Below are 25,688 nucleotides of genomic sequence, written 5' to 3'. Positions count from 1 at the left end.
TGAACTGGCCATCAACGCAACAGTCTGGGAGCAGCCGCGCTTGAGCGCAACTACAGATACCACCGGCGCCAAGCCCGTCGTCACCCGCTTCGCACCGTCGCCCACCGGCTTCCTGCACATCGGCGGCGCGCGCACCGCGCTGTTCAACCTGCTGTTCGCCCGTCACCACGGCGGCAAATTCCTGCTGCGCATCGAGGATACCGATCGCGCCCGCTCGACTCAGCCGGCGATCGAGGCGATCCTCGACGGGCTGCGCTGGCTCGGGCTCGATTGGGACGGCGACGAAGTCTATCAGTTCGCCCGTGCCGCCCGCCACGCCGAGGTCGCCCAGGCGATGCTGGAAAAGGGCGCGGCCTATCGCTGCTACCTCACCCAGGACGAGCTCGCCGCGATGCGCGCCGAGGCGGAAGCCGCCAAGAAGCCGCTGCGCATCCGCTCGCCCTGGCGCGACCGCACCGATGGCGATCCCGCGGTGCCGCACGTCGTCCGCCTCAAGGCGCCGACCGAGGGTGCGGTGACGATCCGCGACCATGTCCAGGGCGAGGTGACCGTGCAGAATGCCGAGATCGACGATCTCGTGCTGCTGCGCTCGGACGGCACGCCCACCTATATGCTGGCGGTGGTGGTCGACGACAACGACATGGGCGTGACCCATGTGATCCGCGGCGACGACCATCTCAACAACGCCTTCCGCCAGCTGCCGATCTATCGCGCGATGGGCTGGGACGAGCCGGAATATGCCCATATCCCGCTGATCCACGGCGCGGACGGTGCCAAGCTCTCCAAGCGTCACGGTGCATTGGGCGTCGACGCCTATCGCGACGAACTCGGCCTGCTGCCCGAGGCGGTGTCCAACTATCTCCTCCGCCTCGGCTGGGGGCATGGCGACGACGAGATCATCAGTCGCGAACAGGCCATCGCATGGTTCGACCTTGCGGGTGTGGGAAAATCACCAAGCCGGTTCGATCTGAAGAAGCTCGAGAACCTCAACGGCCATTATATCCGCCAATCCGACGATGATCGCTTGGCGGATCTCGTCGCCACGCGGCTGCCGTTCGAAATCAGCGACTCGCAAGCCGACCTTCTGCGTCGCAGCATGGCCGCGCTGAAGCCGCGCGCCGCGAATCTCCTCGAACTGGCGGATGGCGCCGGCTTTCTTTTTCGCACCCGCCCACTGGAATTGGACGCGGACGCGGCAGCTCTGCTAGAGGGCGATGCACGCTCTCTGCTCGCTCAGTTGCACACCGCGCTTGACGGATTGGTAACGTGGGATACGGAGGCGCTCGAAGCGGCGGTACGCACCGTCGCGGACGATGCGGGCGTGAAGCTCGGCAATCTGGCGCAGCCGCTGCGTGCGGCGCTGACCGGCCGCCGAACTTCCCCGGGTATCTTCGATGTCCTGGCGTTGCTGGGACGCGAGGAAAGCCTCGCCCGCATCGCAGACCAGATGCGTACGCCCGCCTGAAAACGGGTCGAAGGAAAGGACGACAACATGAGCGATACCGCCAAGCTGCAGATTGCAGGCAAAGACGTCGAATATCCCGTCCTGAAGGGCAGCACCGGCCCCGATGTCGTCGATATCCGCAAGCTCTACGCGCAGACCGGCGCCTTCACCTATGATCCGGGCTTCACCTCGACCGCGAGCTGCGAGTCGGGCCTGACCTTCATCGACGGTGACGAGGGCGTGCTGCTCCACCGCGGCTATCCGATCGGCCAGCTGGCCGAGCAGTCGAGCTTCATGGAAGTCTCGTACCTGTTGCTCAACGGCGAATTGCCGAGCCAGGCCGAACTGGCCAAGTTCGAGAACACCATCACCCGCCACACCATGCTGCACGAGCAGCTGGCGACCTTCTATCGCGGCTTCCGTCGCGACGCGCACCCGATGGCGGTGATGTGCGGCGTGGTCGGCGCGCTCTCGGCTTTCTACCACGATTCGACGGACATCACCGATCCGCAGCAGCGCATGATCGCGTCGCACCGCCTGATCGCCAAGATGCCGACGATCGCGGCGATGGCGTACAAGTACAGCGTCGGCCAGCCGTTCCTCTATCCGAAGAACGACCTGAGCTACACCGGCAACTTCCTGCGCATGACCTTCGGCGTTCCGGCCGAGGAATATGAAGTGAACCCGGTGGTGGAGAAGGCGCTCGACCGCATCTTCATCCTCCATGCCGATCACGAGCAGAACGCCTCGACCTCGACCGTGCGCCTCGCCGGTTCGTCGGGCGCCAATCCGTTCGCCTGCATCGCCGCCGGCATCGCCTGCCTGTGGGGCCCGGCGCATGGCGGCGCCAACGAAGCCGCGCTCAACATGCTGCACGAGATCGGCCGTCCGGAGCGCATTCCCGAGTTCATCGCCCGCGCGAAGGACAAGAACGATCCGTTCCGCCTGATGGGCTTCGGCCACCGCGTGTACAAGAACTATGATCCGCGCGCGACCGTGATGCAGAAGACCGTGCGCGAAGTATTCGCCTCGCTCAACGTTTCGGACCCCGTGTTCGAAGTTGCGCTGCAGCTCGAGGAAATGGCGCTCAAGGACGATTACTTCGTCGAGAAGAAGCTGTTCCCGAACGTCGACTTCTATTCGGGCGTCATCCTGTCGGCGATCGGCTTCCCGACGACGATGTTCACCGCACTGTTCGCCCTGGCCCGCACCGTCGGCTGGGTGGCGCAGTGGAACGAGATGATCTCGGACCCCGAGCAGAAGATCGGCCGTCCGCGCCAGCTTTACACCGGCCCGACGCAGCGCGACTATGTGCCCGTCAGCCAGCGCTGAGCGCCCATATCCGGGCGTACCCGTCCGGAACGGTTGAGAAAGAACGGCGCCCCGCTCCCCGCGGTGGCGCCGTTTCTTCTGGGATGCTGGCGCAAGTTGCCAAAGCGGACACGAAAATACTTGGTGTCGACGACGCATCTGTTACTCTGAGTAATAACCAGAGCCGGAGAGCGTTGAATGCCTGTCGAAGCCGTATGCACCGTCGCATCCCGCCGGAAATTCCTTTCTTCCAGCGGCTTCGGCGCGATTGCGGCAAGCGCGTGGGCGACTCTGCCGCAGGCGAGCTTCGCTGCACCAGCCGAGCCCCCTGCCCTGCCCAAGGCGCCCCCGCTCCGGCCCTTCGACCTTTCGGACGTCGATCTGGCCGACAGCCCCTTCCTCCACGCCCAGCGCGCGACCGAAGCCTATCTGCTACGGCTGCAGCCGGATCGGATGCTGCACAACTTCCGCGTCAACGCCGGGCTGAAGCCCAAGGCTCCGGTCTATGGCGGTTGGGAATCCGAGGCGACCTGGGAAGACATCAACTGCCATGGCCACACGCTGGGCCATTATCTCTCCGCGTGCGCGCTCGCCTATCGGGCGACCGGGGACAAGAAGTTCCAGCAGCGGGTGGACTATATCGCCGCGGAACTGAGCGCGTGTCAGGACGCGGCGAAAAGCGGGCTGGTCTGCGCCTTTCCCAAGGGACCGGCGCTACTGGCGGCGCATCTGCGGGGGGAGAAGATCACCGGCGTTCCTTGGTACACGCTGCACAAGATCTATGCCGGCCTGCGCGACGGCGCATTGCTCGCCGACAGCGCGGTATCGCGCGCAGTACTTTTGCGGCTGGCCGATTGGGGCGTCGTCGCGACGAAGCCGCTGTCCGACGCCGAATTCGAAACCATGCTGGAAACCGAATATGGCGGCATGAACGAAATCTATGCCGATCTCTACGCGATGACCGGCAAGATCGAGTATCGCCAGCTGGCCGAACGTTTCTCGCAGCAGGCGCTGCTGAAGCCGCTGGCACGCGGGCTCGACCAGCTCGATGGAATGCACGCCAACACCCAGATCCCCAAGGTGGTGGGGTTCCAGCGCGTCTATGAGGCGACCGGCGATGCGCACTATCACGATGCGGCGCGCTTCTTCTGGAAGACGGTGGCGCACACCCGCTCCTTCGCCACGGGCGGGCACGGCGAGAATGAGCATTTCTTCGCGAGGGCCGATTTCGAGAAGCACGTCTTCTCCGCCAAGGGATCGGAAACCTGCGGCCAGCACAATATGCTGAAGCTCACCCGCGCGCTGTTCTTGCAGGATCCACGCGCCGAATACGCAGACTATTACGAACGCACGCTCTACAACGGCATCCTCGCCTCGCAGGACCCGGACAGCGGCATGGCCACCTATTTCCAGGGTGCGCGGCCCGGCTATATGAAGCTGTACCACACGCCGGAGGATAGCTTCTGGTGCTGCACCGGCACCGGCATGGAAAACCACGTCAAATATCGCGACTCGATCTATTTCCACGACGATCACGCGCTGTACGTGAACCTGTTCATCCCTTCCTCGGTCCGCTGGCGGGACAAGGGCGCGGTGCTGACTCAGCAGACCCGCTTTCCGGAAGCGCCGAACACCGTGCTGCGCTGGCAGCTCGATCGCCCGACTGACATCACGCTCCGCCTGCGCCACCCCGACTGGAGCCGGACCGCAACCATATTGGTGAACGGCAAGCAGGAGACGCACGCAACCGCACCCGGCCGCTATATCGATCTCGCACGCATCTGGCGCGACGGCGATACGGTGGAATTGCGCCTGGAGATGGAGACCGGGGTGGAGCACGCACCGACGGCGCCTGACATCGTCGCGTTCACCTATGGCCCGCTTGTGCTGGCCGGGGCGCTGGGCCGCGAAGGTCTGGCGCCCGGCGCCGATATCATCGTCAACGAACGGCGGTATGGCAGCTATAACGACACGCCGTTCACCGTGCCGACGCTTGCCGGCGAGCCAGCAGAACTGGTCACCCGGATCCGGCCGGGTGCGCAACCGCTGGAGTTCACCATCCCCGCAGCGGATGGACGGCCGGTGCGGCTCCGCCCCTATCACCGCATCGCACATGAACGCTATGCGACCTATTGGAAGCTAGGGTCATCAGCCGGCTGACCGCATCCTGTGGCGGGGCCCTCCGCTACACCCCGTCAACTCGCCCCCAGGCCGGGCGCAGCAAGGTTCAGCCCTTCAGCAGCTCGAAATGCCCCTTCAGTCCCGTGCCCTCTGCCGAAGGGGCGATCCACAGGTCGAAACGGCCGGGTTCGACCACCGGCACATTGTCGCGGCCGATGAACTGCAGTTGCTCGCGCCGAATGCGGAACGTGACCCGTTCCGATGCGCCCGGCTCCAGCCGCAATTTGCGGAATGCCTTCAACTCGCGAACCGGCCGGGTGACGCTGGCGGTGACGTCATGGATGTAAAGCTGCACCACTTCCTCCGCCGCGCGGCGGCCGCGGTTGGTGATGGTAGCGCTGACGACCACTTCGCCGTCCCACGCTAGCTGCGGCGCAACCTGGAGATCGGTATAGTCGATCCGGCCGTAGGTGAGTCCGTGCCCGAACGGGAACAGGGCGGAGTTGGGAATTCCGCGATAATGCGCCTTATAGGGCTCCAGCTTGTCGTCCGACGGGTTGGGCCGCCCCGTCGGCTTGTGCGCATAATAATAGGGTTGCTGGCCTGGCGAGCGCGGGAAACTGCACGGCAGGCGCCCGGACGGGCCGTACTCACCGAACAGCACGTCGGCGATGGCGTTGCCGGTCTCGCTTCCCAGGAACCAGGTAACCAGGATCGCCGGGGCATCGCGCACCGCGCCTTCCAGGGCCAGCGCGCGGCCGTTCTTCAGAACCACGACGATGGGCTTGCCCGTGGCGGCAACCGCTTCGGCCAGTGCCTGTTGCGGCGCCGGCAGCACGATCTCAGCCCGCGACTGCGCCTCGCCGGACATGTTCTGCGATTCGCCGATGGCGAGCAGTACCACATCGGCCGCTTGCGCAGCAGCCACCGCCGCCTCGATCCCGCCGGCGAGGGGTGCCTCCACCCCCGATCCTTCGACGACCGTGATCGACGACGGGTCCTTCACCGCCGCCCGCACGCCGGTGGCCAGGTCCACCGCCTGTTTGTCGTCGCCATAGACGACCCAGGGGCCAACCAGATCATGCGCGCCCGCTGCGAACGGGCCGATGATCGCGATCTTCCTGCCCACCTTGGGCAACGGCAGCAGATCGCCCTCGTTCCTGAGCAGCACGATCGATTTGCGCCCGGATTCTCGCGCCAGATCGATGGCTGCACGCGTGCGGGAACGTGCCTGCTCCCGCTTGCGATCGATGCGCCGAAAGGGATCGTCGAACAGCCCCAGCCGCGCCTTCAATGCCAATACCCGTCGAACGGACGCATTGACCAGCGCCTCGTCCACTTCCCCCTTCGCGACCAGATCGGGCAGGTGATCGCGGTAGAAGCCGCTGGTCATGCTCATGTCGACACCCGCCAGAAACGCGATCTTCGCGGCATCGCGCGCATCGGCGGCGAAGCCGTGATCGATCAGTTCCATATCACCGGTGTAATCGGAAACGACCAAGCCCTGGAAACCCCATTCTTCGCGCAGAAGGGTGCGCATCAGCCATGGATTGCCGGTGGAGGGGATGCCGGCGATCTCGTTGAACGACGCCATGAAGGAAAGCACGCCCGCATCAAGCGCCGCCTTGAACGGCGGCAGATAAACCTCGCGCAGCGTCCGTTCTGAAATGTCGACCGCATTGTAGTCGAGCCCGGCTTCCGCCGCCCCATAGGCCGCGAAATGCTTGGCGCAGGCAAGGACCGCTTCGGGAGAGGTGAGATCCTTGCCCTGAAATCCGCGCACGCGCGCCGCGCCGAACAGCGCACCGATCAGCACGTCCTCGCCCGAACCTTCCATGCCGCGACCCCAACGCTGGTCCCGCGCGATGTCGACCATCGGCGCGAAGGTCCAGTCGATACCCGAGGCGGCCGATTCAAAGGCAGCCATGCGGGCGGTCCGCTCCGCCAGATCGGGTTCGAAACTGGCGACCTCGCCAATCGGGATCGGGAAGATCGTGCGGTGGCCATGGATCACATCCGCGGCGAAGATCAGCGGAATCTTCAACCGCGATTGCAGCGCGGCCCCCTGCATCCGGCGGGCCATTTCGGCACCATTGCCGTTGAACACGCCGGTTATCCGGCCCTGCCGCACCTCCTCCAACTGCGCGTCGAAGCTCGGCCCGTTGGTCGGCGGATTGAGCGCGGTTGCCGTGGTGCCGGACCACGCGCTGGGCATGATGGTCAATTGCCCCGCCTTTTCGGCGATCGTCATCTTCGCGATCAGCGCATCGATGAACGCCGGAACCGGCAGCGCCGCCGCCTCGCGGAGCATTGCACGCGCCGGGCTGTGCGCCCATGCGGCCATCGCCCCTGCGCCGAGCAGCGCCGCACGCCTCGAAATCCTGCCGTCGACCATCCGCCTGAAACCCTCTACCTAATGCGCCGCCGGCACGAATTCGGCCTTGTCGCGGCAAACCGTAACCGGTTACATAGCGTGCGACAGTCCGGGATTGCAATCGCCGATGGAGCCTGAAAAACAGGCTCCGCGATAAACATAAGGAGAGCATTTGCATGACCGAAGCCACGATTCGCGACGTCGCGGCGCGAGCCCGTGTCTCGGTGGCATCGGTTTCGCGGGCGCTCAACGGGCTCAACAACGTTCGCGGCGACACCCGTGATCGCATCCTCGCCGCCGCCGAGGAACTGGGCTATGTGCCCCATGCCGGCGCGCGCAGCCTGAGCCTGGCGCGCGCCCATTCGATCGGCGTGGTGCTCCCGGATCTGCACGGGGAGTTCTTTTCGGAATGCGTACGCGGCATGGACCGCGAAGCGAGCCGGCGCGGCTATCTGTTGCTGCTGTCGAACATGCACGACGAAAGCGACCGCGCGATGAAAGCGCTGCGCGCGATGCGCGGGCGGGTGGACGGATTGCTGGTTATGGCACCGCATGTCGCGCCGGAACTGCTGAAAGAAGCGCTTTCGCCCGCCTTGCCCGCGGTCCTGATCAACTGCCGGCAGGCGACGCCGACCCGGCCGTCGCTGCGCATCGACAACCATGCCGGCGCCGAGGCCGTGGTTCGCCATCTGGTGGCAAGCGGCCGCAAGCGGATCGTGCATCTGGCCGGCCCCGAGGGCAATGTCGATGCCCGCGAGCGCGCCGAAGGATATTGCCGGAGCCTCGAGGCCTTGTTGCCAGGCACCGCCCCGGTCATCCTGCCAGGCGACTTCAACGAAAGCGCCGGGGACGCTGCGGCCCGCCGCATTCTGGCCGGCGAGATTGCTTGCGACGCCGTGTTCGCAGCCAACGACATGATGGCACTGGGTTGCCTGCACCGGCTGCGCGAGGCCGGCATCGCCATTCCCGAGACGATCGCCATCGCCGGGTTCGATGATGTTCCGCTGGCCCGCTATCTGGGCCTCACCACGGTGCAGGTGCGGATCGCCGAACTGGGTACGCGCGCCGTCGCCCGGCTGCTCGATCAGCTCGAAGGCAAGATGCAGGGCAACGAAGAGGTGTTGCTCACCCCCGAGCTCGTCCTTCGCGGTACGACCGCGACAAATTCACAGATCTGAGTTTCATCATGAAGATTCGTACAGACATGACGTCAAATTCCGCTAGAAATGTAACCGGTTCCACACCCGCTCCGAGCGAGTGTCATGCCTCGATTCCCCCCGCTCGGGGCGGCGCGGATGGCGCCGCCCCGCTTTTTCGGGCAGGGTCGGATCTGCCCCAGATGAACCGCCGCGCCCTGCTCTCCGCGTCGACGCTGCTCGTCGGCAGCACTGCCCTGGCCAGTTGTGCCGGCACGCTTGGGCGCGCAGGCGTGCGTACTCCTGCCGGACCCGCCCTTCCCGACTGGTATGCCGACCTGGAGGAGCGCACCTTCCGCTTCTTCTGGGAGCGCGTGAACCGCAGCAACGGCTTGGTCCCCGATCGCTGGCCATCGGAGAGCTTCTGTTCGATCGCCTCGATCGGCTTTGCGCTGACCGCCTATGCGGTCGGGGTCGAGCGCGGCTGGTGCAAGCGAGCCGAGGCGCGCGACCTGACGCTGACGACGCTGCGCTTCCTGTGGGAAGCCCCGCAGGGGCCGGAGCCTAGCGGCAATGCCGGCTACAAGGGCTTCTTCTACCATTTCATCGATATGGAGCGCGGCCACCGCTTCCATGATGTCGAGCTCTCGAGCGTCGACAGCACCATTTTGTTCATGGGCGTGCTCTTCGCCGGCCAGTATTTCGATCGCCGCGACGATCGCGAAGCCGAGATCCGGCGCCTGGCCGAGGCAATCTATGCGCGCGCCGACTGGGCCTGGTTCCAGGACGGCCGCCGGGCGATCTCGATGGGCTGGCATCCCGGAGGCGGGTTCATCGCGCGGAACTGGGAAGGGTATAATGAGGGCATGTTCGTCTATGTCCTCGGCCTGGGGGCGCCGAACTACCCGCTGGCGCCGAGCAGCTGGGAGGCCTGGACGGCCCCCTACCCCCAGGTCTGGCGCGGCGAAGGCGCGACCCGCCACCTCGCCTTCGCGCCACTGTTCGGGCATCAGTACAGCCATGTCTGGATCGATTTTCGCGGCATCCGCGATACGGCGATGCAGGCGGCCGAGATGGATTATTTCGAAAACAGCCGGCGCGCTGCCTATGCCCAGCGGGCCTATTGCACCGCGAACCCGATGCAATGGGACGGCTATTCGGCCGACCTGTGGGGCCTTACCGCCTGCGACGGCCCGGGCCATGCCACCCTGCCCTTCAAAGGACAGCAGCGCGAATTCTTCGCCTATTCCGCGCGCGGCCCCCTGGGAATGCCGGACGAACGCGACGATGGCACGCTGGCACCCACAGCAGCACTGGGCTGCCTCCCCTTCGCACCGGAGATCGTGATCCCCTGCGCGGAGCGGCTGCGACGGGAATATGGCGACCTGCTCTATGGACAATATGGCTTTCTGGATTCGCTCAACCCAAGCTACCGCTTCACGAGCCCGGAGCCGGTGAAGGGCAAGGTGGATCCGGAACGCGGCTGGGTGGACGATGATTATATCGGCATCGATCAGGGCCCGATCCTGCTGATGGCCGCCAATTACCGGAGCGATTTCGTGTGGCGGATCATGCGCAAGGTACCTGCGATCCGACGCGGGCTGATGCAGGCCGGCTTTCGCGGAGGATGGCTGGAGTCTTGAGGCTTCTGCCGATTGACGGCGCGCGGGAAACATGGCTTGCAAGCCGATATGTCATCCGAACAACCGCATCTCGGCGCCCTGGAATCCTTGGTCGGCTATCGTCTTCGTAGAGCGTGGAGCGCCTTTTCCGCAGACTTCGCGGCCGCGATGGAAGGCACCGGGCTGCGCCAGGTGCCGCTGGCCGTACTCTCGATCATCGCGGCGAACCCCGGGATCAATCAGGGTGCCACCGGGCGCGCGCTGGGGATCAAACGGGCGAACATGGTCGCGCTGATCAACGAACTGGTGGAAAAGCAGTGGATCGAACGCGCGACCGACGCGAACGATCGCCGCGCGCTGACCTTGACGTTGACCACCGCTGGCGAAGCGGTGATGGCGGAAGCATTGCAGCGGATCGAAGGCCACGAGAACCGGATGCTTTCCGATATGCAGCCGGAGGAACGCTCGCTGCTCCTCGACCTGCTCAGCCGGATCGAACGACGTAGTCCCTCCGCCGAAGCCGAGGATCTCGGCAACGGCTGAAGGGCCCCGCGCCGGGTCCGCTCAAAAGCGGCCGGACACCTGCAGATACCAGTTCCGCGGGCGGGCATACATGCGCTCGGCATAGCCCAGCGTCGCCAGCGATGCGTTGCCCTGAATCAGGTAACGCTCGTCGAACAGGTTGTTGACGCCGCCGCTCAGCTCATAGCGATCCGACAGCTTGAGCGTCAGCGATGCGTTGCCGACGAAATAGCCATTCTCCTCGATCAGCGGGATACTGCCGGTGATGAAGGTGATTTTCGACGTATAGCTGCCGTCGAACCGCGGCGTGAGCGTCATCCCGTTTGCCAGCTTCAGATCGAAGGCGATGCCGATATTCGCCTGCAGATCCGGCGTCAGCGGCAGATCGTCGCTGGGCGTCACCGTCGCGGTCGCGCCGGGGACGGGCGTGATGCTCTTGATCTTGTCGTCCAGCACGCTCGCACCGGCATCGAGGATCAGGCCCCAGGGGGCACGCCAGCTCGCCTCGGCCTCAAGGCCGCGAATGCGTGCCTTGCCCGCGTTGAACAACAGCGGCACCACGCCCTGGCGGAAGATCAGCTGAATATCGTCATATTCGGCCTGGAACGCCGCCAGGTTCAGCCGGAGCCGTCCGATATTCGTCTTGGCGCCGATTTCGTAGCTGGTGACGCTTTCCTGATCGAACGGCACCGGCACATTGCCGGCGGGCGCGGCATTGTACCGCGTGTTGAAGCCGCCCGATTTGAAGCTGCGCGCATAGGACGCATAGGTGCTGATCGCGGGGCTCCAGCGATACTGGATACTCGCCGATCCCGTCAGTGCCGAGAAGGATCGCGCAAAGGGACGATGATAGAGGAACAGCGGGCCGCCTTCCGGTACCGCCAGGGTAGGCAGCGGATCGGGATCGGGCAGGGTCGCCGGGAAGAGGTTGAACGCTGTGCCCAGATAGGTCTTGCGATCGGTGGTGTAGCGCAGGCCGCCGGTGAGTTCGAGGCCCGCGGCCGGCTTCACGCTGACTTCGCCGAAGCCCGCCAGCGAGTCCGTTTTGAGCCGCGATATCTGGAGATCGCGCGAGCCGGGGCCGCCCGCCAGGATCGATCGGATCACCGGCGGCGATGGCGGGAACGATACCGGCACCGTCGCGCGCTCGTTGGTGACTTCGTTGAAGTAATAGCCGCCCAGGATCGCGCTGACCTTGCCCCAATCGAGCTGGAGCTGCACTTCCTGGCTGAACTGGTGGGATTGCGCGCCGACATCGGTGGTGATCAACAGCAGCGGGGTGTTGTCCGCATCGCGGATGCCGCGCGATTCCGTGTTGCGATAGGCGGAGATCAGTTTCACCGCCGCCACGTCGGTCAGCCGGATATTGGCGGTGGCGCCGATTCCCCAGACTTCGGATGAGCTCATCACGGGAGCTGTGCCGCCGTTCACGAACGGCCCTTTCGCCTGAAAATCATTGGCGCAGCGCGGATCGTTGATCATCGGCACATTGGGGGCGCCGAAACGCGGATCGCCGGGCGTGAGCGGCGCAAAGGGGATGGTAGCGCCCGGGCAGCCGGCACCGACGCTGGCGATCGCAGCCACCGGCGCCTGCTCGTTGATCCCGGCGAACACGAACGGCGCACCGTTTTCGTCCCGCTTCGAATAATCGCCGCGCACGAACAGGTCGAAATCACTCGACGGCTGCCATTTCAGCGCGCCGTTGGCCGACCAGCCATCCTCATTGCCGAGATCCAGCCCGTCGACGCTGCGGATGACATAGCCGTCCCGCTTGCGGAAACCGCCCGACACGCGCGCGGCCAGCGTATCGGCCAGCGGGATATTGAGCGCGGCAAAGCCTTCCTTGAGATTATACGCGCCCGCGCGGAAACGGGCGCGGCCATTCCATTCGCCCAGCTGCGGCTGTTTGGTCCGCACCAGGATCGCGCCGCCGATCGTATTGCGGCCGAACAATGTGCCCTGCGGCCCGCGCAGCACCTCGACGCCATCGATATCGCCGAAATCGATCGTGCCGCCCACGGCGCGGCCAAGATACACTTCGTCGAGATAGATGCCGACGCCGGGATCTACTGCGGCGGTGGGATCGACCTGGCCGACGCCGCGGATGAACACCACGGAGGAAGCGCTGTTGCCCGAAAGCTGCCCCGCGGGCTTGAACTGAAGGCTGGGGGTGATCCGCTCCAGATCCTGGGTCTGCTGGATCTGCCGGTCCTGCAGGGTTTCCGCACTCAGCGCGGTGATTGCCACCGGCGTGTCCTGCAGGCTTTCCGCCCGTCGCCGGGCCGTGACGACGATCTCCTGCGTCGTCTCGTCGGTCGCCTCCGATTGTGCGGCGGCTGGGTCGGGAATGCATCCCAGTGTCGCCGCAAAAAACGCCGCATATGCATAGGAACCGCGCAACCGCGCGCGCGCAGTGAAGCCAGCCATACCAACCTCCCCTGTTCGAACTCTCTTCGGAGTCCGCTATCGGGAGGAAGGTCGCACTCTATTTAGTTTCCGTCAATAACAGTTATGGTTTACAGCTAATCGGCTTCCTGCTTATCCCGCAACTTGGCGCTCCAGCACCCGGAGCGGCGGCTTTCCGCCCAGGCCCAACATCCGCCATGCGGTACCGGCGACCATGCGGGGCATGCCGACGGAGCGATCGATCGGCGCATCGAGCCCTTCGGCCTGCAACGCCCAGAGCCGGCGGAACGCGCCCCCCGTGCGCAGCAGCGCCAGCGGCGGACCATCCTCCACGATATGGCCTTGCTCCACCACCAGCACCCGATCGAACCCGACGACGGTGGACAGGCGGTGCGCGACGGCCAGCACGGTGCGATCCGCCATCAGCGCTTCCAACGCCTGCTGCACTTCGATTTCCGATCCGGTATCGAGCGCCGAGGTCGCCTCATCGAGCAGCACGATCGGCGCCTTGCTGAGGAAGGCGCGGGCGATGCCGATGCGCTGCCGCTGCCCGCCGGACAGATTGGTGCCGCGCTCGCCCACCACCGTGTCGTATCCCTGGGGCAATGCCGCGATGAAATGCGCGCAATGCGCCGCTTCGGCCGCCTGCCGCACTTCGGCATCGGACGCATCCGGGCGGGCGAAACGGATATTCTCGAGGATCGAGCGGTGGAACAGCAGCACCTCCTGCGGCACCACGGCAACTGCCTGGTGCAGGCTTTCCTGTGTCACCCGATCGATCGGCTGCCCGTCGATCAGGATGCGGCCCTGCTGCGGATCGTGCAGCCGCTGGACGAGTTGCAGGATGGTCGACTTGCCGGCGCCCGATGGCCCGACGATGCCGATCTTCTGCCCCGCCGGGATATCGAGCGACAGGTCGCGGATCACCGGCCGTTCGGGATCGTGGCCGAAGCGAACCTGGTCGATGCGCACCCTGCCCTGGGCGGCGCGAAGTGGAACGGCATCCGGCGCATCGGTAAGGGCATGGGGCGTGCCGACGATCTCAAGCGTCTCCCGCAGATAGCTGAACTGCTGGCTGGTATCGATCAATGCCATCGCCAGGTCGCGCGATCCGTTGAGCATTCGGAAGGTCATGGCGCTCACCACCACCACATCGCCGGCGGTGATGCCACCCGCAGCCCAGCGTTCCACCGCCCAGATCAACGCCCCCGCGACCAGCACAACGAGCGCGACGTCGTGCAGGGCACGAATGCGCTCCACGAACAGCCAGCCGCGCCGTTGCGCTGCGCCTTCCGCTTCGAAATAGCCGCGGAGACGCTCCGCCTCGCGCCGGCGGGCACCGAAGGCCTTGATGGCCGCGATGTTGCCGACCAGGTCCACCAGCTCGCCGCCGCTTTCGCTGGCACGGCGGGCAAAGGCCTTGTGATGGCGATCGCCCTTCAAGCCGAGCAGCACCAGACCGATGCTGGCGCTCGCGAAGATCAGGGTAATCACGGCCGCCATCCGCCAGTCGATCGCCGCGAAGATCAGCAGCGCGCCGCCGAACGCGATGAGGGGCGGCGTGATCTCCATCAGGATACGATGCGTAAGCGCCGCGAACGAACCGGTAAGCGCGCCTACCCGGTGGCCGAGCGAACCACCGCGCTGATTCTGGAAGAAGCTGATGTGGTGGCCCGTCAGATAATGAAACATATCCAGCCGGATCCGCACCCCGCTTTTCACGGTGATGTTGCACAACAGCATCGATGCGCCGCGCACCAGCCCGTTTTCGAGCGCCACCAGCCCGACGAACGCGGCCAGCGCGAGATAGACGGCGCCGCGCGCGGGGGCGTGCACGGTCATCGCATCGATCAGCAGCTTCATGGCATATTGCACGCCCACGGCGCTCGCCGACCCGCCGACGACGAGCAGCGCCAGCAGCGCGAACGCCAAGGGTCGCTGGGTGACGTAATGGATCAGGAACCGTGCCGGACTTACGAGAAACGGCATTCCGCTCCCTTCCCTTGCTGTGGGCGCTGCATTGCAACAAACATGGCAAGGAAAGGAGCCATTCCGGCATGAACCCGAAATGAACTCTGCGGACTGAAGCAGGCAACCGGTGCCCCAGCGACGGCGAATGGTGGCGAAATTTGGGCAGTATCCACGCCGCACGCATAACAAGGGGGGCCGAAGCCCCCCTTCCGATTCCGGCGAGATCGGCCAGGATTAGAAGCGATAGCCGACGCGGAACTGGATACGCCGCGGCAGCGTGAGCAGGCCCGAGGCAGTAGTGCCGTTGGCGGGCAGCAACGGATCGATCACCTGGCCGGTCGCCGGATTGATCTGGTTGTTGAAACCCTCGTCGAACCCCGTGAAGTTCTTGTTGTTGAACGCGTTGAGCACGTCGACTGCCAGTTCGACCTGGTGCTTGCCGGCAATCTTCAGGCGGTTGGCGAGCGTCAGGTTGACTTCGCAGAAGGCAAACAGGCCCTTGATGCAGTTCTTCTCCGGATAGGCCGCGGTGAACCGGCTGAAGCCAGAGGATGCGCCATTGGTGCTGTCCACCACCTGATAGGCCGCCCCGCTGCCGAACGTGCTCAGCGTGGAGAACTGGAAGCCATAAGGCAGATCCACCATGCCCGACACGACGACACGATGCCGCTCGTCACCCTTGGTCGGCCGCCAGCCATAGTCCTTCGGCGTCACCGCATCGAGACTGAACAGATCGCCGCCATTCTGCTCTGCCTTGCCGAGCGTATAGGCGATGTTCAGGCCCCAGCCGGAAGCGCGGGTATAGTTCTTGTCGAGCGTGAAGAAGAGCGCCTTGTAGCGCGTATCGAGCCCGTCCAGGCCGATGATCACGTTCGAATAGCCGTTGGCGATCGCCGAGGCGGTGTCGCAGCACCCGCCCAAACCGCCGTTCCGCCGGGTGGCGAAAATATTGGTATAGCCGTTGCGACCGCGCTGGTACGAACCGGACAACGACGCCTCGAAGATGCCGAAGCGCTGGCGGACGCCGAAGCTGAACTGGTCGTTGACCGGCGGCTTGGCATTGTTCTTCACCGCGAACAGTTCGGGCAACGAGACCTGCGGATTGGCATTGCGCAGGGCGAGCAGGCCATCGCGGGTCAGATAGGACGGGTTCCAGACAGTGGTCGGCTGGCCGTTGCGGGGGGCGCCGTCCGCGGAGAAGCGGAACACGCCCACCGGGTTGATCGTCCGGGAAAGCTCATCGACGGTGTTGTTGAAATTGTTGCGGTCATAATAGCGGCCCGCACCGCCGAAGATCACCGTCGACCGATCGCCCTTGATGTCCCACGAAAAACCGAAGCGCGGCGCGATCGCACCGGCGAACGGCTTCCGGCTGTTGCCGTTGGTGATGTAGTTCTCGGGATCGAAATAGCTGGTCCGTGGCAGCGAACGCAGGGCTGCGGCAGCGTTCGTCGGCGTCACATAGTCATTGTTGAAGCCATTGGTTTCATAGTCCCAGCGAACGCCCAGGTTCAGCTGCAGCCGCTCGGTGACGTCCCAGTCATCCTGCGCATACAGGCCGACCTGGGTGTTCGACGCGAGGATATTGCCATTGCCCAGGCCCAGCCGGGCTTCGGCCGGGAAGGAGAAGTTCAGATTGTTGATCGGCTCGCGCAGGAAGGTGTAGCGCGGCTGGACATAGGCGTTGTTGGCGAACTGGATGTCGGTCACCTCGACACGCGCGCCGACCTTGATCACATGGTTGTCGAAGCCGCTATAGGTGAAGTCGTCGCGGATCGTGTAGCCCTGCTGCAATTCGCGCCGGGTGGAATCCTTGCCACCGAACAGCACGACGCCGCTATAGTCGAAGCTCGGCAGGTTCGGGTTGAGCGAGGTCGGATTGAACTCGTAGTTCAGATAGTTGGCGTTGAATTCGTTGATGAACTTGTCGCCGTTATAGGTCCATTTGAACAGATAGGTGTCGACCTTGTTGCGCTTGTTCTCAGCATACTCAAAGGCGGTGTTACCGCCAAAGCCCTGAATGTCCGTTTCCTGCCGGCGACTGAACGACAGATCAAAGACCTGGCGGTCATCCGGCGTGAGGGTGAGCTTTCCGAAATAGAAATCGCCGCGGAACGGGCTGACGAACGCGCCCTGGAAATCGGTGATCTTGCGCCCGGAGAAGCGCTCGAACTCCGCAATCTGCTCGGCGGTGCCGTTGCTCTTTACGTTGAACGCGCGATTCTGGTCGTTGCCTTCATAGGCGGCGAAGAAGAACAGGCGATCCTTGATGATCGGGCCGCCCAGCGACACGCCATATTGCTTGCGCTCAAAGGCGGGCTTCGCATTGCCGTCGCGAATATCGATGAAGCTCTTCTGGCTCAATCCCTTGTCGGTGTACTGGCCGAACGCCTCACCGTGGAATTCGTTGGTGCCGGACTTGGTGACCGAGGTGATGATCGCCGATTCGGCCTGCTCATATTCGGCCTTGTAGTTCTGGGTCAGGACGCGGAATTCCTGCACCGCCAACTGGCCGAAGGGATTGCCGCGGCTGTTCTGCTGGCCGGCGACACCGCCTTCGCGCAACTTGTTCTTCAGGCTGACGCCGTCGATGAACACGTTGACCTGGCTGGCCGTCGCCGCACCCGACCGGAACCCCTTGTCGGTTTCCGAATCATTGTAGCGCACGCCGGGCGCCAGCGCGGCAAAGGACAGGAAGTTGCGATCGGTCTGCGGCAGGCGCTCGATCTGCTCGCGGCTGACATTGGTGGCAACTTCGCTGGTGCGCGTTTCGTTGAGCCGCCCACCGGTGACGACGATCTCCGCCCCACCCTCTGGCGCGGCGGCGGCGATGTCGGCCGCGAAGCCAAGATCCAGGCTGGCGGACTGGCCGATGCCGAGCGTCACGATTTGGCGGGTGGTTTCCGTGCCCACCGTCGCGCTGACCTCATATTGGCCAGGGCGCAGGCCGGTCAGCACGTAACTGCCATTGGCATCGGCGATGGCGCGATAGGTCTGGTTGGTACCGGTGCTGCGCGCGGAAACCTGCGCGCCTGCGGCCGACGTGCCATCGGGAGCCGTCACCTGGCCCCGGATATTGCCGGTCGTCACCTGCGCATGCACGCCGGCTACCGGCACGATCGCGCCACCAGCCAGCATCGTGGCGGCAACCAAACGACCCCTGAAACGGTTGAGCTTGAACACCCTCGTCATCCCCTCTACGACTTGTAACCGGTTACATTAACGCGCCGAAAAAATCGGCTTTATAAATAGGGGTCATTCTCAAGCGATGAAGATAGTGTCAACCACTTTCTGGGGCCGGCGATTCTTCCGGTTACGCGGAACGCGCGGCGATGCCAGCCGCAGCGGCGGCGGCTAGAATCGCCAGTTCGGTACGTTGCGCGACCGAAAGCCGCCCATGCGGGCGCGTGTCGACCCCGCAAATCGCCCCGACCGGGTTGCCGCCCCACATGACGCGTGCACCGGCATAAAAGCGGACACCCATTTCACCCACGACCATAGGGTTGGATCGGAACCGCCGATCGGCGCGGAGATCGGGCACGCACAACATTCCATCCGGCTCCGCGATGGTGTGGCCGCAGAAGGTGATTGCCCGGCTGATGGTCATCCGCTCCATGCCGATGGCGATCGGCATGCGCTGCACATCGCCATCGATAATGGTCAACATCGCCATCGGCGTCTTCAGGACCGATTGCACCCGTTCAAGGATCGCGTGCATCCGGGCATCGTCGGCCGCAATCGGCGGCATCGCATCGACGGCCCGTTGGCGCGCGGCCTCGTCATAGGGCCGAAAGGCGGCCGAGAAGAATTGCAGCGTCATGCCGCCCTCCTCGCCCGAAGTTGGCCGATTTCATCGGGATGGTCGAAGGCGATGCGGATCGCATCCTTGCCGTTCCGCTTCACTTCCAGCATTGCTTGGTCTGCCAGGGAAATCAGCCGCTCCGTATCCAGCGAGGCGACCGGGTCGAGAATGACCGCGCCCATACTGCAGGTGACGCCAAATCCGGTCATGCCCAGGGCATCGCTAAGCCGGGCGTGGAGGCTTTCCGCAACCTGTTCGGGTGCGGCCCCCTGCTCGATGACCAACAGCGCACAGAACTCGTCCCCGCCGACACGGGCAAACAGATCGCCGGCGCGGATGCGGGCACGCGCCTCGTCTGCGAAGCGCCGCAGTACCAGGTCTCCCGCCGAATGGCCGTGCAGATCGTTAACAGCCTTGAACCCATCCAGATCCATATAGGCGAGCAACAGCTTCGCGTGGCGACGATGCGCCAGTTTCGCAACGCGCTCGAGGCGGCTGCGAAAGGCGCCGCGATTGAGCGATTGCGTCAGATAATCGGTCGAGGCGCGCCAGCGCTCCCGATCGATGGAGTGCCGCAGGGTCGCCACCATCAGCACGATCATGATCGCGGTGAGGGTGCGCGTACCCATGTTCCACAAGGTGACTCCGGCGGAGAAGGTGCCCGGCACGCCAAACGCAACAATGCCGATACCGTTGATCAGCGAATTCGCCAGCACGCAGAGCAGGACCACGGCAATGCCGGCCGCTTCCCGCAGAGTCCACGCCGCGAGGCATTCGACGAAGACATACCCCATGCTGGGAGAGATTTGCGGCCCCGACATGATATCGAATGCGACCACGGTCGCGAAACTGATCGCAACCGCGCGCACGGCTTGTCTGCGCTCCAACGTCATCGTCCAGCGAAAGCTGCGCATCAACACCGCAACCAACGCAGACCGTTCTGGCGGTGCGTTCACTCCGACCCTCTTCCCATTGTCGCAGCCTCCTTGCAGCTGCTCGGGTTAACGTTACTGGAACCGATCCACCCGGATGCGACCCTTCCGGGGAAATACGTACGCGACATCTATGTCACATCCATTTACCATAGATAGACGGTATATCGGCCAGCGCCGCCAGTTAACCCAGCCATCGTACGAGCGCGCAGTTGGACACCCCCGCCCCAATGCGCGATCGCGCCCGCGTCGGGCCGCCACTGCACCGGGTAGACCGCCGGGGGGACGCGCAGTACGAAGCGGCGCATGAGCCTCGCCCTGTTTCAGATCGACCCGCGCGACGACGTCGCGACCACGCTTCGCGATGTCCGTGCGGGGGAATCCGCCTTGGGCGTTACGGTAGCCTCCGATGTGCCGAAAGGGCACAAGGTCGCCATCCGTGCGGTCGAATCCGGCGCGCCGGTGCACAAGTTCGGCTTCCCGATCGGCCATGCGAGACAGGCAATCGCGCCGGGTGAACATGTTCACACCCACAATGTCCGCACCGCGTTGGAAAGCAGCGGCAGCTACAGCTATCGCCCGGCCTTCGAAACGCCGGGTCCGCGTGCGGCGGCACCGACCTTCCTTGGCTATCGCCGTGCCGATGGCCGGGTGGGTACCCGGAACGAGATATGGATCCTGCCCACCGTCGGCTGCGTAGGGCGGACGGCGGAGAAGATCGCCGCGCGGGCTGCCGCACGTTTCGCCGGCCGGGTCGATGGCGTCCACGCCTTCGCCCATCCATTCGGCTGCTCGCAGCTCGGCGATGACCTCGAAGGCACGCGGGCGATCCTCGCCGCGCTTGCCAACCATCCGAATGCGGGCGGCGTGCTGCTTGTCGGGCTCGGCTGCGAATCGAACCAGATGGCGGGATTGCTGCCCGGCATCACCCAACCCAATCTCCGCACCATCGGCGCCCAGGCCGCCGGCGATGAGGTAGAGGAAGGCCTGGCGCTGGTGGAGGCGCTGGTGGCGCAGGCCGAACAGGCTGTGCGCGCGCCCGCCCCGATCGCCGACCTCGTGCTCGGCGTGAAATGTGGCGGATCGGATGGGTTTTCGGGGCTTACCGCCAACCCTCTGGTGGGCCGGATGAGCGACGCGGTCACCGCCGCGGGCGGCACGGCGATCCTCACGGAAATTCCCGAAATCTTCGGCGCCGAACAGTTGCTGATGGCACGCGCGGAGACGCTCGAGGTTTTCGATTCGATCGTCGCCATGGTCAACGGCTTCAAGGGCTATTTCACCCGGCATGGCGAACCGGTTTCGGAGAACCCTTCGCCGGGCAACATCGCCGGCGGGATCACCACGCTGGAGGAAAAGTCGCTCGGCGCGGTGCAGAAAGCGGGCCACGCGACGGTTACCGACGTGCTGCCCTATGGCGCGCGCGTCGGCCGGCGCGGGCTCACGCTGCTGGAAGCGCCGGGCAACGACGCGGTCTCGTCCACCGCACTTGCCGCGGCTGGCGCCACCGTCATCCTCTTTACCACGGGACGCGGCACGCCGCTGGGGTTTCCGGTGCCGACGGTGAAGATCGCTTCGAACAGCGATCTCGCCGCACGCAAGCCGGGCTGGATCGATTTCGATGCCGGGCAAGTGCTGGCATCCGGCATGGAAGCAGCTGCCGAGGCCTTGCTGGGGCGGATTGCGGAGATCGCCTCGGGCCTGGAAACGGCGGCGGAGCGCAATGGCGAGCGCGAGATCGCGATCTGGAAGCGCGGCGTTACGCTTTGAAGGCAAAAAGGTTCCCGGCGGTTGCGGCCAAAATGCGCATGGGTGCGACAGTCCGCAATTACCCTGGATTGATGGTTGAAGCTGAACGGGTTAGCGGTCACTGCGAGCAAGATCGGGGTGGGTGGACGTGGCTGAATTCTTCGTCTTTGTCTATGCAATGGCATCGGGTTTCGTGCTGATGACGATGCAGCGCAATCGACGTGAACAACGCCAGGATTCTCCGATGGTGACGATGGTCGGCTGGGGCCTTTTCTCGCTCTCCTCGACGCTGGCGCTGCTGATGGGCGCGGTCGCCCTTGCCTTCGCGCTTGGCGTCAATATGCCGCTGCCGAGCGATTTCAGCGCGCCGCTCTTCTAACATCGTGCCGCGCTACAGCCTCGACGGGATCGCGCCGCAGGTCGCGCCCGATGCCTGGATCGCTCCCAGCGCCGAACTTATCGCCGATGTCCGCGTCGGTGCAGCTGCCAGCATCTGGTTCGGCGCCGTGGTGCGGGCAGACAACACCCCGATAGCGATCGGCGCGCGCACCAACATTCAGGAAGGTGCGATGCTCCATTCCGATCCCGGCGCGCCGCTGACGATCGGCGAGGAGGTGACGGTCGGGCACCATGCCGTGCTGCACGGCTGCACGATCGGCGATCGCGTGCTGATCGGCATGGGAGCGATTGTGCTGAACCGCGCCGTCATCGGCCCGGATTGCCTGGTCGGCGCCGGCGCGCTGGTGACGGAAGGGAAAGAGTTTCCGGCCGGCCACCTGATCGTCGGAAGCCCGGCGCGTGCCGTCCGCCCGCTCGACGACGCGCAAAAGGCGATGCTCCGCGCCAGCGCCGCGCTCTACGCCGCCAAGGCAACGACCTATGCGCAGGGGCTGACGCGACTCGATTAAGCCGCGATTCGCATCGCGGGTAGCGCCGCAGGCCGCCGCGTGGCGGCGCATTCCGTAGCGTCCGTTCGCCGCGCCTAGACAGCGTTCGTCGTTACGGTATCACTTTGTCGCATGGCACTTCCCGCGCTGTTCGATCGTCTGCGGCTCCCGGTCATCGGCTCGCCGCTGTTCATCATCTCGGTTCCCGATCTGGTGATCGCGCAATGCACCGCCGGGATCGTCGGCTCCTTCCCGGCGCTCAACGCGCGGCCGCAGAGCCAGCTCGACGAATGGCTGCATCAGATCACGGAGGCGCTCGCGGCATGGGATCGCGACCATCCCGATCGCCCGGCGGCGCCATTCGCCGTCAACCAGATCGTCCACCGCTCCAACCCGCGGCTGGAAGAGGATCTGGCGACCTGCGCAAAATGGAAGGTGCCGATCGTCATCACCTCGCTGGGCGCCCGCCCCGAACTGAACGACGCGGTTCACAACTGGGGCGGCATCACGCTACACGACGTTATTGACGATCGCTTTGCTCACAAGGCAATAGAAAAAGGCGCCGACGGATTGATCCTGGTGGCAACGGGCGCAGGCGGCCATGCCGGGAAGCTGAGCCCCTTTGCGCTCGTCCAGGAAGTACGCGACTGGTTCGACGGGCCGATCGCACTTTCCGGATCGATCGCGACCGGCGGCGCGATCCTCGCGGCGCAGGCGATAGGCGCGGACCTGGCCTATATTGGCTCGCCCTTCATCGCCACGAACGAAGCCAACGCGGTGGCGGCCTACAAGCAGGCGATTGTCGACGGCAGGGCAGACGATATCGTCTATTCAAACCTCTTCACGGGTGTGCACGGCAACTATCTTCGCGCCTCGATTGTCGCCGCCGGACTTGATCCCGACAACCTTCCCGAAAGCGATCCCAGCGCGATGAACTTCGCCGGCGCGAAGGCATGGAAGGAAATCTGGGGATCGGGCCAGGGCATCGGCGCCGTCCATGCGATCGAACCCGCCGCCGTGCGGATCGAACGCCTCGCGAGCGAGTATGCCGCGGCCAAGACGCGACTGCTCGCCAGCGGTTAGAAAGCCCGGGCGAGCCGGTCCAGCATCCGGCGGGCCGGACTGGTCACCCCCACCGGGACATCGGCAGCCGTATCCAGGCGCGATACCCGGCGATACAGATCCTGGCTCGCCCGGATGATCAAAACGGCCTGTTCGGGCAGATCTTCGAGTAGCATCGGATCGGTTTCCGGCGCCTCCCCCATGCGCCGAGCCGGCGCGCGTGCATCTTCGACGCTCAATTCGCCAGCGTCGACGGCACGCTGCGTCAGCAGCCAAGCGATGATGTGCATGAGCCGCGTCGTTACTTTCAGCGACTCACATGAGAAGGCGACGCGGTTTAGCGCACAGAGCCTTTCGCGCTCTTCGCGCCCGAGATGGTCGAAATATCCCCTCGCCTCATCGGCAAGCACCATCGCCTCGACATACAGCGAGTCTACCAGCTTGCGGTGAATCTTGAGCGCCCCCTCAGCATGCATCGCTATGCCGTGCCACAGGTCGGAACGCCCGGAAAAGCCCAAATGTGCAGCAGCGCCGTCCCGCTCCGGGGCTCATGCGATGATATCGGGAATCAAATGATCCTCTAGCAGCGAAATCTCGTCGCGCAGCTTCAGCTTACGCTTCTTCAATCGCGCGATCTGCAGTTGATCGCCGTTGCCACCCTCGATCAAGGTCGCGATGTCCGCATCCAGATCGCGATGCTCTGCACGCACCGCTTCCAGACGCCGCCGGATATCGCTGTCGTCCATCCCTGCCCCCCAACGCTTGCCGGACGACACACTCGCCCGCGCAGCAACCCATCGCGGGTTTTCGCCAATCTGTCGATCAGGGAAGATTCTGCACGCGACAAAAGCGGAGAAACATGGTGTAGTTGGTGCCCCCTAGACGTACCAAGGAGGAACGCTTCCATGCACAATGCGCATATTTCGGCACTTAACGCCAAACATTCGCACCTGGACAAGCGAATCGCCGCGGAGTCGCAACGCCCCCTCCCCGACCAGATACTGTTAGCCCAATTGAAGAAAGCGAAACTGCGCGTCAAGGAAGAGATGCAGCGATAATCGATCCTTCCACAGCTTATTCACCAACGAACCGATCGCGCGGATTGCGGTTCGCGCGATCACCCGTGGCTCCCACACCGCCGGACCAATCCCCAGCACCCTTGATTATTCCACCAAATCGGAGGCGCTAGTGCGCCGGATATCCGCGCCCCGGTCAGCACATCATGGTGCAAGATGGCAGTAGCGCCGCCCCGCCTTCAACGCCGGGTGATGAGTGGCTTCACATAGGCTGGCGTCTGCGCACCGCCGCCAACCGGCTTCCGGGCCAGCTTGGGATCAATTTCATGGTCGAACGCAACACCCACTCGGCCCTCTGCGGCCCAAGCGATCTTGCCGGAAACCCAGCCGACGCCGCGGACTTCGATCTCCACGGGCGCGCGCAACCCGATCGGCTCCGGATATTCGGCCATCAGGCCCCCGGCCGATAGGTTGCGGACCCGCACCTGACCGACAGCTTCTCCATCCACACGAAGCTGCGCTGTCAACAACAGGCTATCGCGGGCACCGCTACGCTTGCCGGCAAAATCATCCGCCGAGAGCGCGCTAGCCGGAATGTACGATTGCTGATCCATTCGACACTCTCAAAGGCAGATTCCCACGCAACAATGCGTAGCCAGGAAATCCTTAACAAAAGGATTAACCCGAATCAGCCCTCGTACTTCTACGAAGCGGTAAACCCTGTCACTCCTCGCGGCTGATTTTTTCGTTCCGCTCGTGCCGTTCCTGGGCCTCTACCGTCATCGTCGCTGTTGGCCGCGCTTCCAACCGAGCGAGTGGAATCGGCTCGCCGGTGACTTCGCAATAGCCATATTCGCCTTCGTCAATCCGGCGCAGCGCTGCATCGATCTTCGCAATCAGCTTGCGCTGACGATCGCGGGTACGCAGTTCGATGGACCAATCGGTTTCGCTTGATGCACGGTCAGTAAGGTCGGCTTCCCGCAGCGAATCGGCCTGGAGCTGGTTCAGGGTTCCCGCTGCCTCCCGGTAGATCGCATCCTTCCAGCCATTCAGCTTGGCGCGGAAATATTCCTGCTGCCTGGGATTCATGAACTCTTCGTCATCACTCGGACGGTAGCTCGATCCGCCGTCATTCGCTGCAGGAGGAACGCCTTCACCCGGTTCGTCCGCACGACCCAAAACAGTTGCCATTCCCACTCTCCACACCAGTCGCCCGGTGGCCAGCCGCCGGAAGACCGCATTGCCCGCAGGCCCTATACTTTCGCATTCGGCGCTTCACAAGCGGATGCTTGCAAGCCACCAAAGCCAATCCCCTGTAGTCAGGGGGAAATTA

At 64.4% G+C, this 25,688-nt stretch carries 21 protein-coding genes; 11 read left to right on the top strand and 10 right to left on the bottom strand.

The genetic code is table 11. From position 1 onward, the window contains the following. Positions 1-40: 40 nt before the first annotated feature. The 3 genes from gltX to DD559_RS06990 all read left to right on the top strand — a co-directional run bounded on the left by gltX (position 41) and on the right by DD559_RS06990 (position 4,915). Positions 41-1,465, top strand: a complete 1,425-nt coding sequence (gltX, locus tag DD559_RS07000) for a glutamate--tRNA ligase (protein WP_116470763.1) — start codon at positions 41-43, stop codon at positions 1,463-1,465. A 27-nt stretch (positions 1,466-1,492) separates the two neighbouring features. After that, positions 1,493-2,776 carry a citrate synthase gene (locus DD559_RS06995; protein ID WP_116468555.1) on the top strand — a complete coding sequence of 428 codons (1,284 nt, stop codon included), beginning with the start codon at positions 1,493-1,495 and terminating at the stop codon, positions 2,774-2,776. Positions 2,777-2,953: 177 nt separating this feature from the next. After that, complete coding sequence (locus DD559_RS06990; RefSeq protein ID WP_116468554.1) at positions 2,954-4,915, top strand: beta-L-arabinofuranosidase domain-containing protein; 1,962 nt, start codon at positions 2,954-2,956, stop codon at positions 4,913-4,915. A gap of 67 nt (positions 4,916-4,982) precedes the next feature. Here the strand turns inward: DD559_RS06990 and DD559_RS06985 are convergent, their stop codons facing one another. Then, a complete protein-coding gene (locus DD559_RS06985) occupies positions 4,983-7,271 on the bottom strand; it encodes a glycoside hydrolase family 3 N-terminal domain-containing protein (protein WP_116468553.1) in 2,289 nt (762 codons plus the stop codon). Positions 7,272-7,426: 155 nt separating this feature from the next. Here DD559_RS06985 and DD559_RS06980 point away from each other — a divergent pair, with 155 nt between their 5' ends. The 3 genes from DD559_RS06980 to DD559_RS06970 all read left to right on the top strand — a co-directional run bounded on the left by DD559_RS06980 (position 7,427) and on the right by DD559_RS06970 (position 10,551). Beyond that, positions 7,427-8,428 (top strand): LacI family DNA-binding transcriptional regulator, encoded by a 1,002-nt coding sequence (locus tag DD559_RS06980; RefSeq protein ID WP_116468552.1) that lies wholly within the window; start codon positions 7,427-7,429, stop codon positions 8,426-8,428. Between the two features lie 161 nt (positions 8,429-8,589). After that, positions 8,590-10,029, top strand: a complete 1,440-nt coding sequence (locus DD559_RS06975; protein WP_116468551.1) for a glucoamylase family protein — start codon at positions 8,590-8,592, stop codon at positions 10,027-10,029. 48 nt (positions 10,030-10,077) lie between these two features. Beyond that, the gene (locus DD559_RS06970) at positions 10,078-10,551 is read left to right on the top strand and encodes a MarR family winged helix-turn-helix transcriptional regulator (protein ID WP_116468550.1); all 474 of its coding nucleotides are present in this window, start codon (positions 10,078-10,080) and stop codon (positions 10,549-10,551) included. Positions 10,552-10,572: 21 nt separating this feature from the next. Here DD559_RS06970 and DD559_RS06965 read toward each other — a convergent pair whose 3' ends face one another. The 5 genes from DD559_RS06965 to DD559_RS06945 all read right to left on the bottom strand — a co-directional run bounded on the left by DD559_RS06965 (position 10,573) and on the right by DD559_RS06945 (position 19,665). Continuing rightward, positions 10,573-12,957, bottom strand: a complete 2,385-nt coding sequence (locus DD559_RS06965) for a TonB-dependent receptor (RefSeq protein WP_240610154.1) — start codon at positions 12,955-12,957, stop codon at positions 10,573-10,575. A 111-nt stretch (positions 12,958-13,068) separates the two neighbouring features. Further along, positions 13,069-14,925 (bottom strand): ABC transporter ATP-binding protein, encoded by a 1,857-nt coding sequence (locus tag DD559_RS06960; protein WP_116468549.1) that lies wholly within the window; start codon positions 14,923-14,925, stop codon positions 13,069-13,071. A gap of 216 nt (positions 14,926-15,141) precedes the next feature. Next, a complete protein-coding gene (locus tag DD559_RS06955) occupies positions 15,142-18,045 on the bottom strand; it encodes a TonB-dependent receptor (protein WP_497006772.1) in 2,904 nt (967 codons plus the stop codon). A 175-nt stretch (positions 18,046-18,220) separates the two neighbouring features. Continuing rightward, positions 18,221-18,727, bottom strand: a complete 507-nt coding sequence (locus tag DD559_RS06950) for a GAF domain-containing protein (protein ID WP_116468547.1) — start codon at positions 18,725-18,727, stop codon at positions 18,221-18,223. After that, the gene (locus tag DD559_RS06945; protein ID WP_240610153.1) at positions 18,724-19,665 is read right to left on the bottom strand and encodes a GGDEF domain-containing protein; all 942 of its coding nucleotides are present in this window, start codon (positions 19,663-19,665) and stop codon (positions 18,724-18,726) included. Before DD559_RS06945 ends, DD559_RS06950 begins: the two co-directional genes overlap by 4 nt. 282 nt (positions 19,666-19,947) lie before the next feature. Between DD559_RS06945 and DD559_RS06940 the strand changes: the two genes are divergently transcribed. From DD559_RS06940 to DD559_RS06925, 4 genes are all read left to right on the top strand, one after another. Then, positions 19,948-21,411: a UxaA family hydrolase gene (locus tag DD559_RS06940; RefSeq protein WP_116468545.1), complete on the top strand. Its 1,464-nt coding sequence runs from the start codon at positions 19,948-19,950 to the stop codon at positions 21,409-21,411. Positions 21,412-21,538: 127 nt separating this feature from the next. Beyond that, the gene (locus DD559_RS06935) at positions 21,539-21,769 is read left to right on the top strand and encodes a hypothetical protein (protein ID WP_116470761.1); all 231 of its coding nucleotides are present in this window, start codon (positions 21,539-21,541) and stop codon (positions 21,767-21,769) included. A 4-nt stretch (positions 21,770-21,773) separates the two neighbouring features. Further along, positions 21,774-22,298 carry a gamma carbonic anhydrase family protein gene (locus tag DD559_RS06930; protein WP_116468544.1) on the top strand — a complete coding sequence of 175 codons (525 nt, stop codon included), beginning with the start codon at positions 21,774-21,776 and terminating at the stop codon, positions 22,296-22,298. A gap of 111 nt (positions 22,299-22,409) precedes the next feature. Further along, positions 22,410-23,360 carry an NAD(P)H-dependent flavin oxidoreductase gene (locus tag DD559_RS06925; protein ID WP_116468543.1) on the top strand — a complete coding sequence of 317 codons (951 nt, stop codon included), beginning with the start codon at positions 22,410-22,412 and terminating at the stop codon, positions 23,358-23,360. On the opposite strand, the gene DD559_RS06920 is transcribed toward DD559_RS06925, so the two are convergent. Both DD559_RS06920 and DD559_RS06915 read right to left on the bottom strand, forming a co-directional pair. Further along, on the bottom strand, positions 23,357-23,815 hold the full coding sequence (locus DD559_RS06920; protein ID WP_116468542.1) for a DUF1465 family protein: 459 nt from the start codon (positions 23,813-23,815) through the stop codon (positions 23,357-23,359). The two genes, DD559_RS06925 and DD559_RS06920, sit on opposite strands and share 4 nt — an antisense overlap. Positions 23,816-23,887: 72 nt before the next feature. Next, positions 23,888-24,085: a YdcH family protein gene (locus DD559_RS06915; RefSeq protein ID WP_116468541.1), complete on the bottom strand. Its 198-nt coding sequence runs from the start codon at positions 24,083-24,085 to the stop codon at positions 23,888-23,890. On the opposite strand from DD559_RS06915, the gene DD559_RS20455 reads away from it, so the two are divergent. Further along, positions 24,035-24,397: a YdcH family protein gene (locus DD559_RS20455; protein WP_438270396.1), complete on the top strand. Its 363-nt coding sequence runs from the start codon at positions 24,035-24,037 to the stop codon at positions 24,395-24,397. The two genes, DD559_RS06915 and DD559_RS20455, sit on opposite strands and share 51 nt — an antisense overlap. A gap of 197 nt (positions 24,398-24,594) precedes the next feature. On the opposite strand, the gene DD559_RS06905 is transcribed toward DD559_RS20455, so the two are convergent. Both DD559_RS06905 and dksA read right to left on the bottom strand, forming a co-directional pair. After that, the gene (locus DD559_RS06905) at positions 24,595-24,969 is read right to left on the bottom strand and encodes a PilZ domain-containing protein (RefSeq protein WP_116468539.1); all 375 of its coding nucleotides are present in this window, start codon (positions 24,967-24,969) and stop codon (positions 24,595-24,597) included. Between the two features lie 109 nt (positions 24,970-25,078). Continuing rightward, on the bottom strand, positions 25,079-25,546 hold the full coding sequence (dksA, locus tag DD559_RS06900; protein WP_116468538.1) for an RNA polymerase-binding protein DksA: 468 nt from the start codon (positions 25,544-25,546) through the stop codon (positions 25,079-25,081). Positions 25,547-25,688: the final 142 nt, after the last annotated feature.

This window comes from Sphingomonas pokkalii, from assembly GCF_003096275.1.
GTDB classification, from domain to species: domain Bacteria; phylum Pseudomonadota; class Alphaproteobacteria; order Sphingomonadales; family Sphingomonadaceae; genus Sphingomonas; species Sphingomonas pokkalii.
This window is presented reverse-complemented; position numbering and strand designations above follow the sequence as displayed.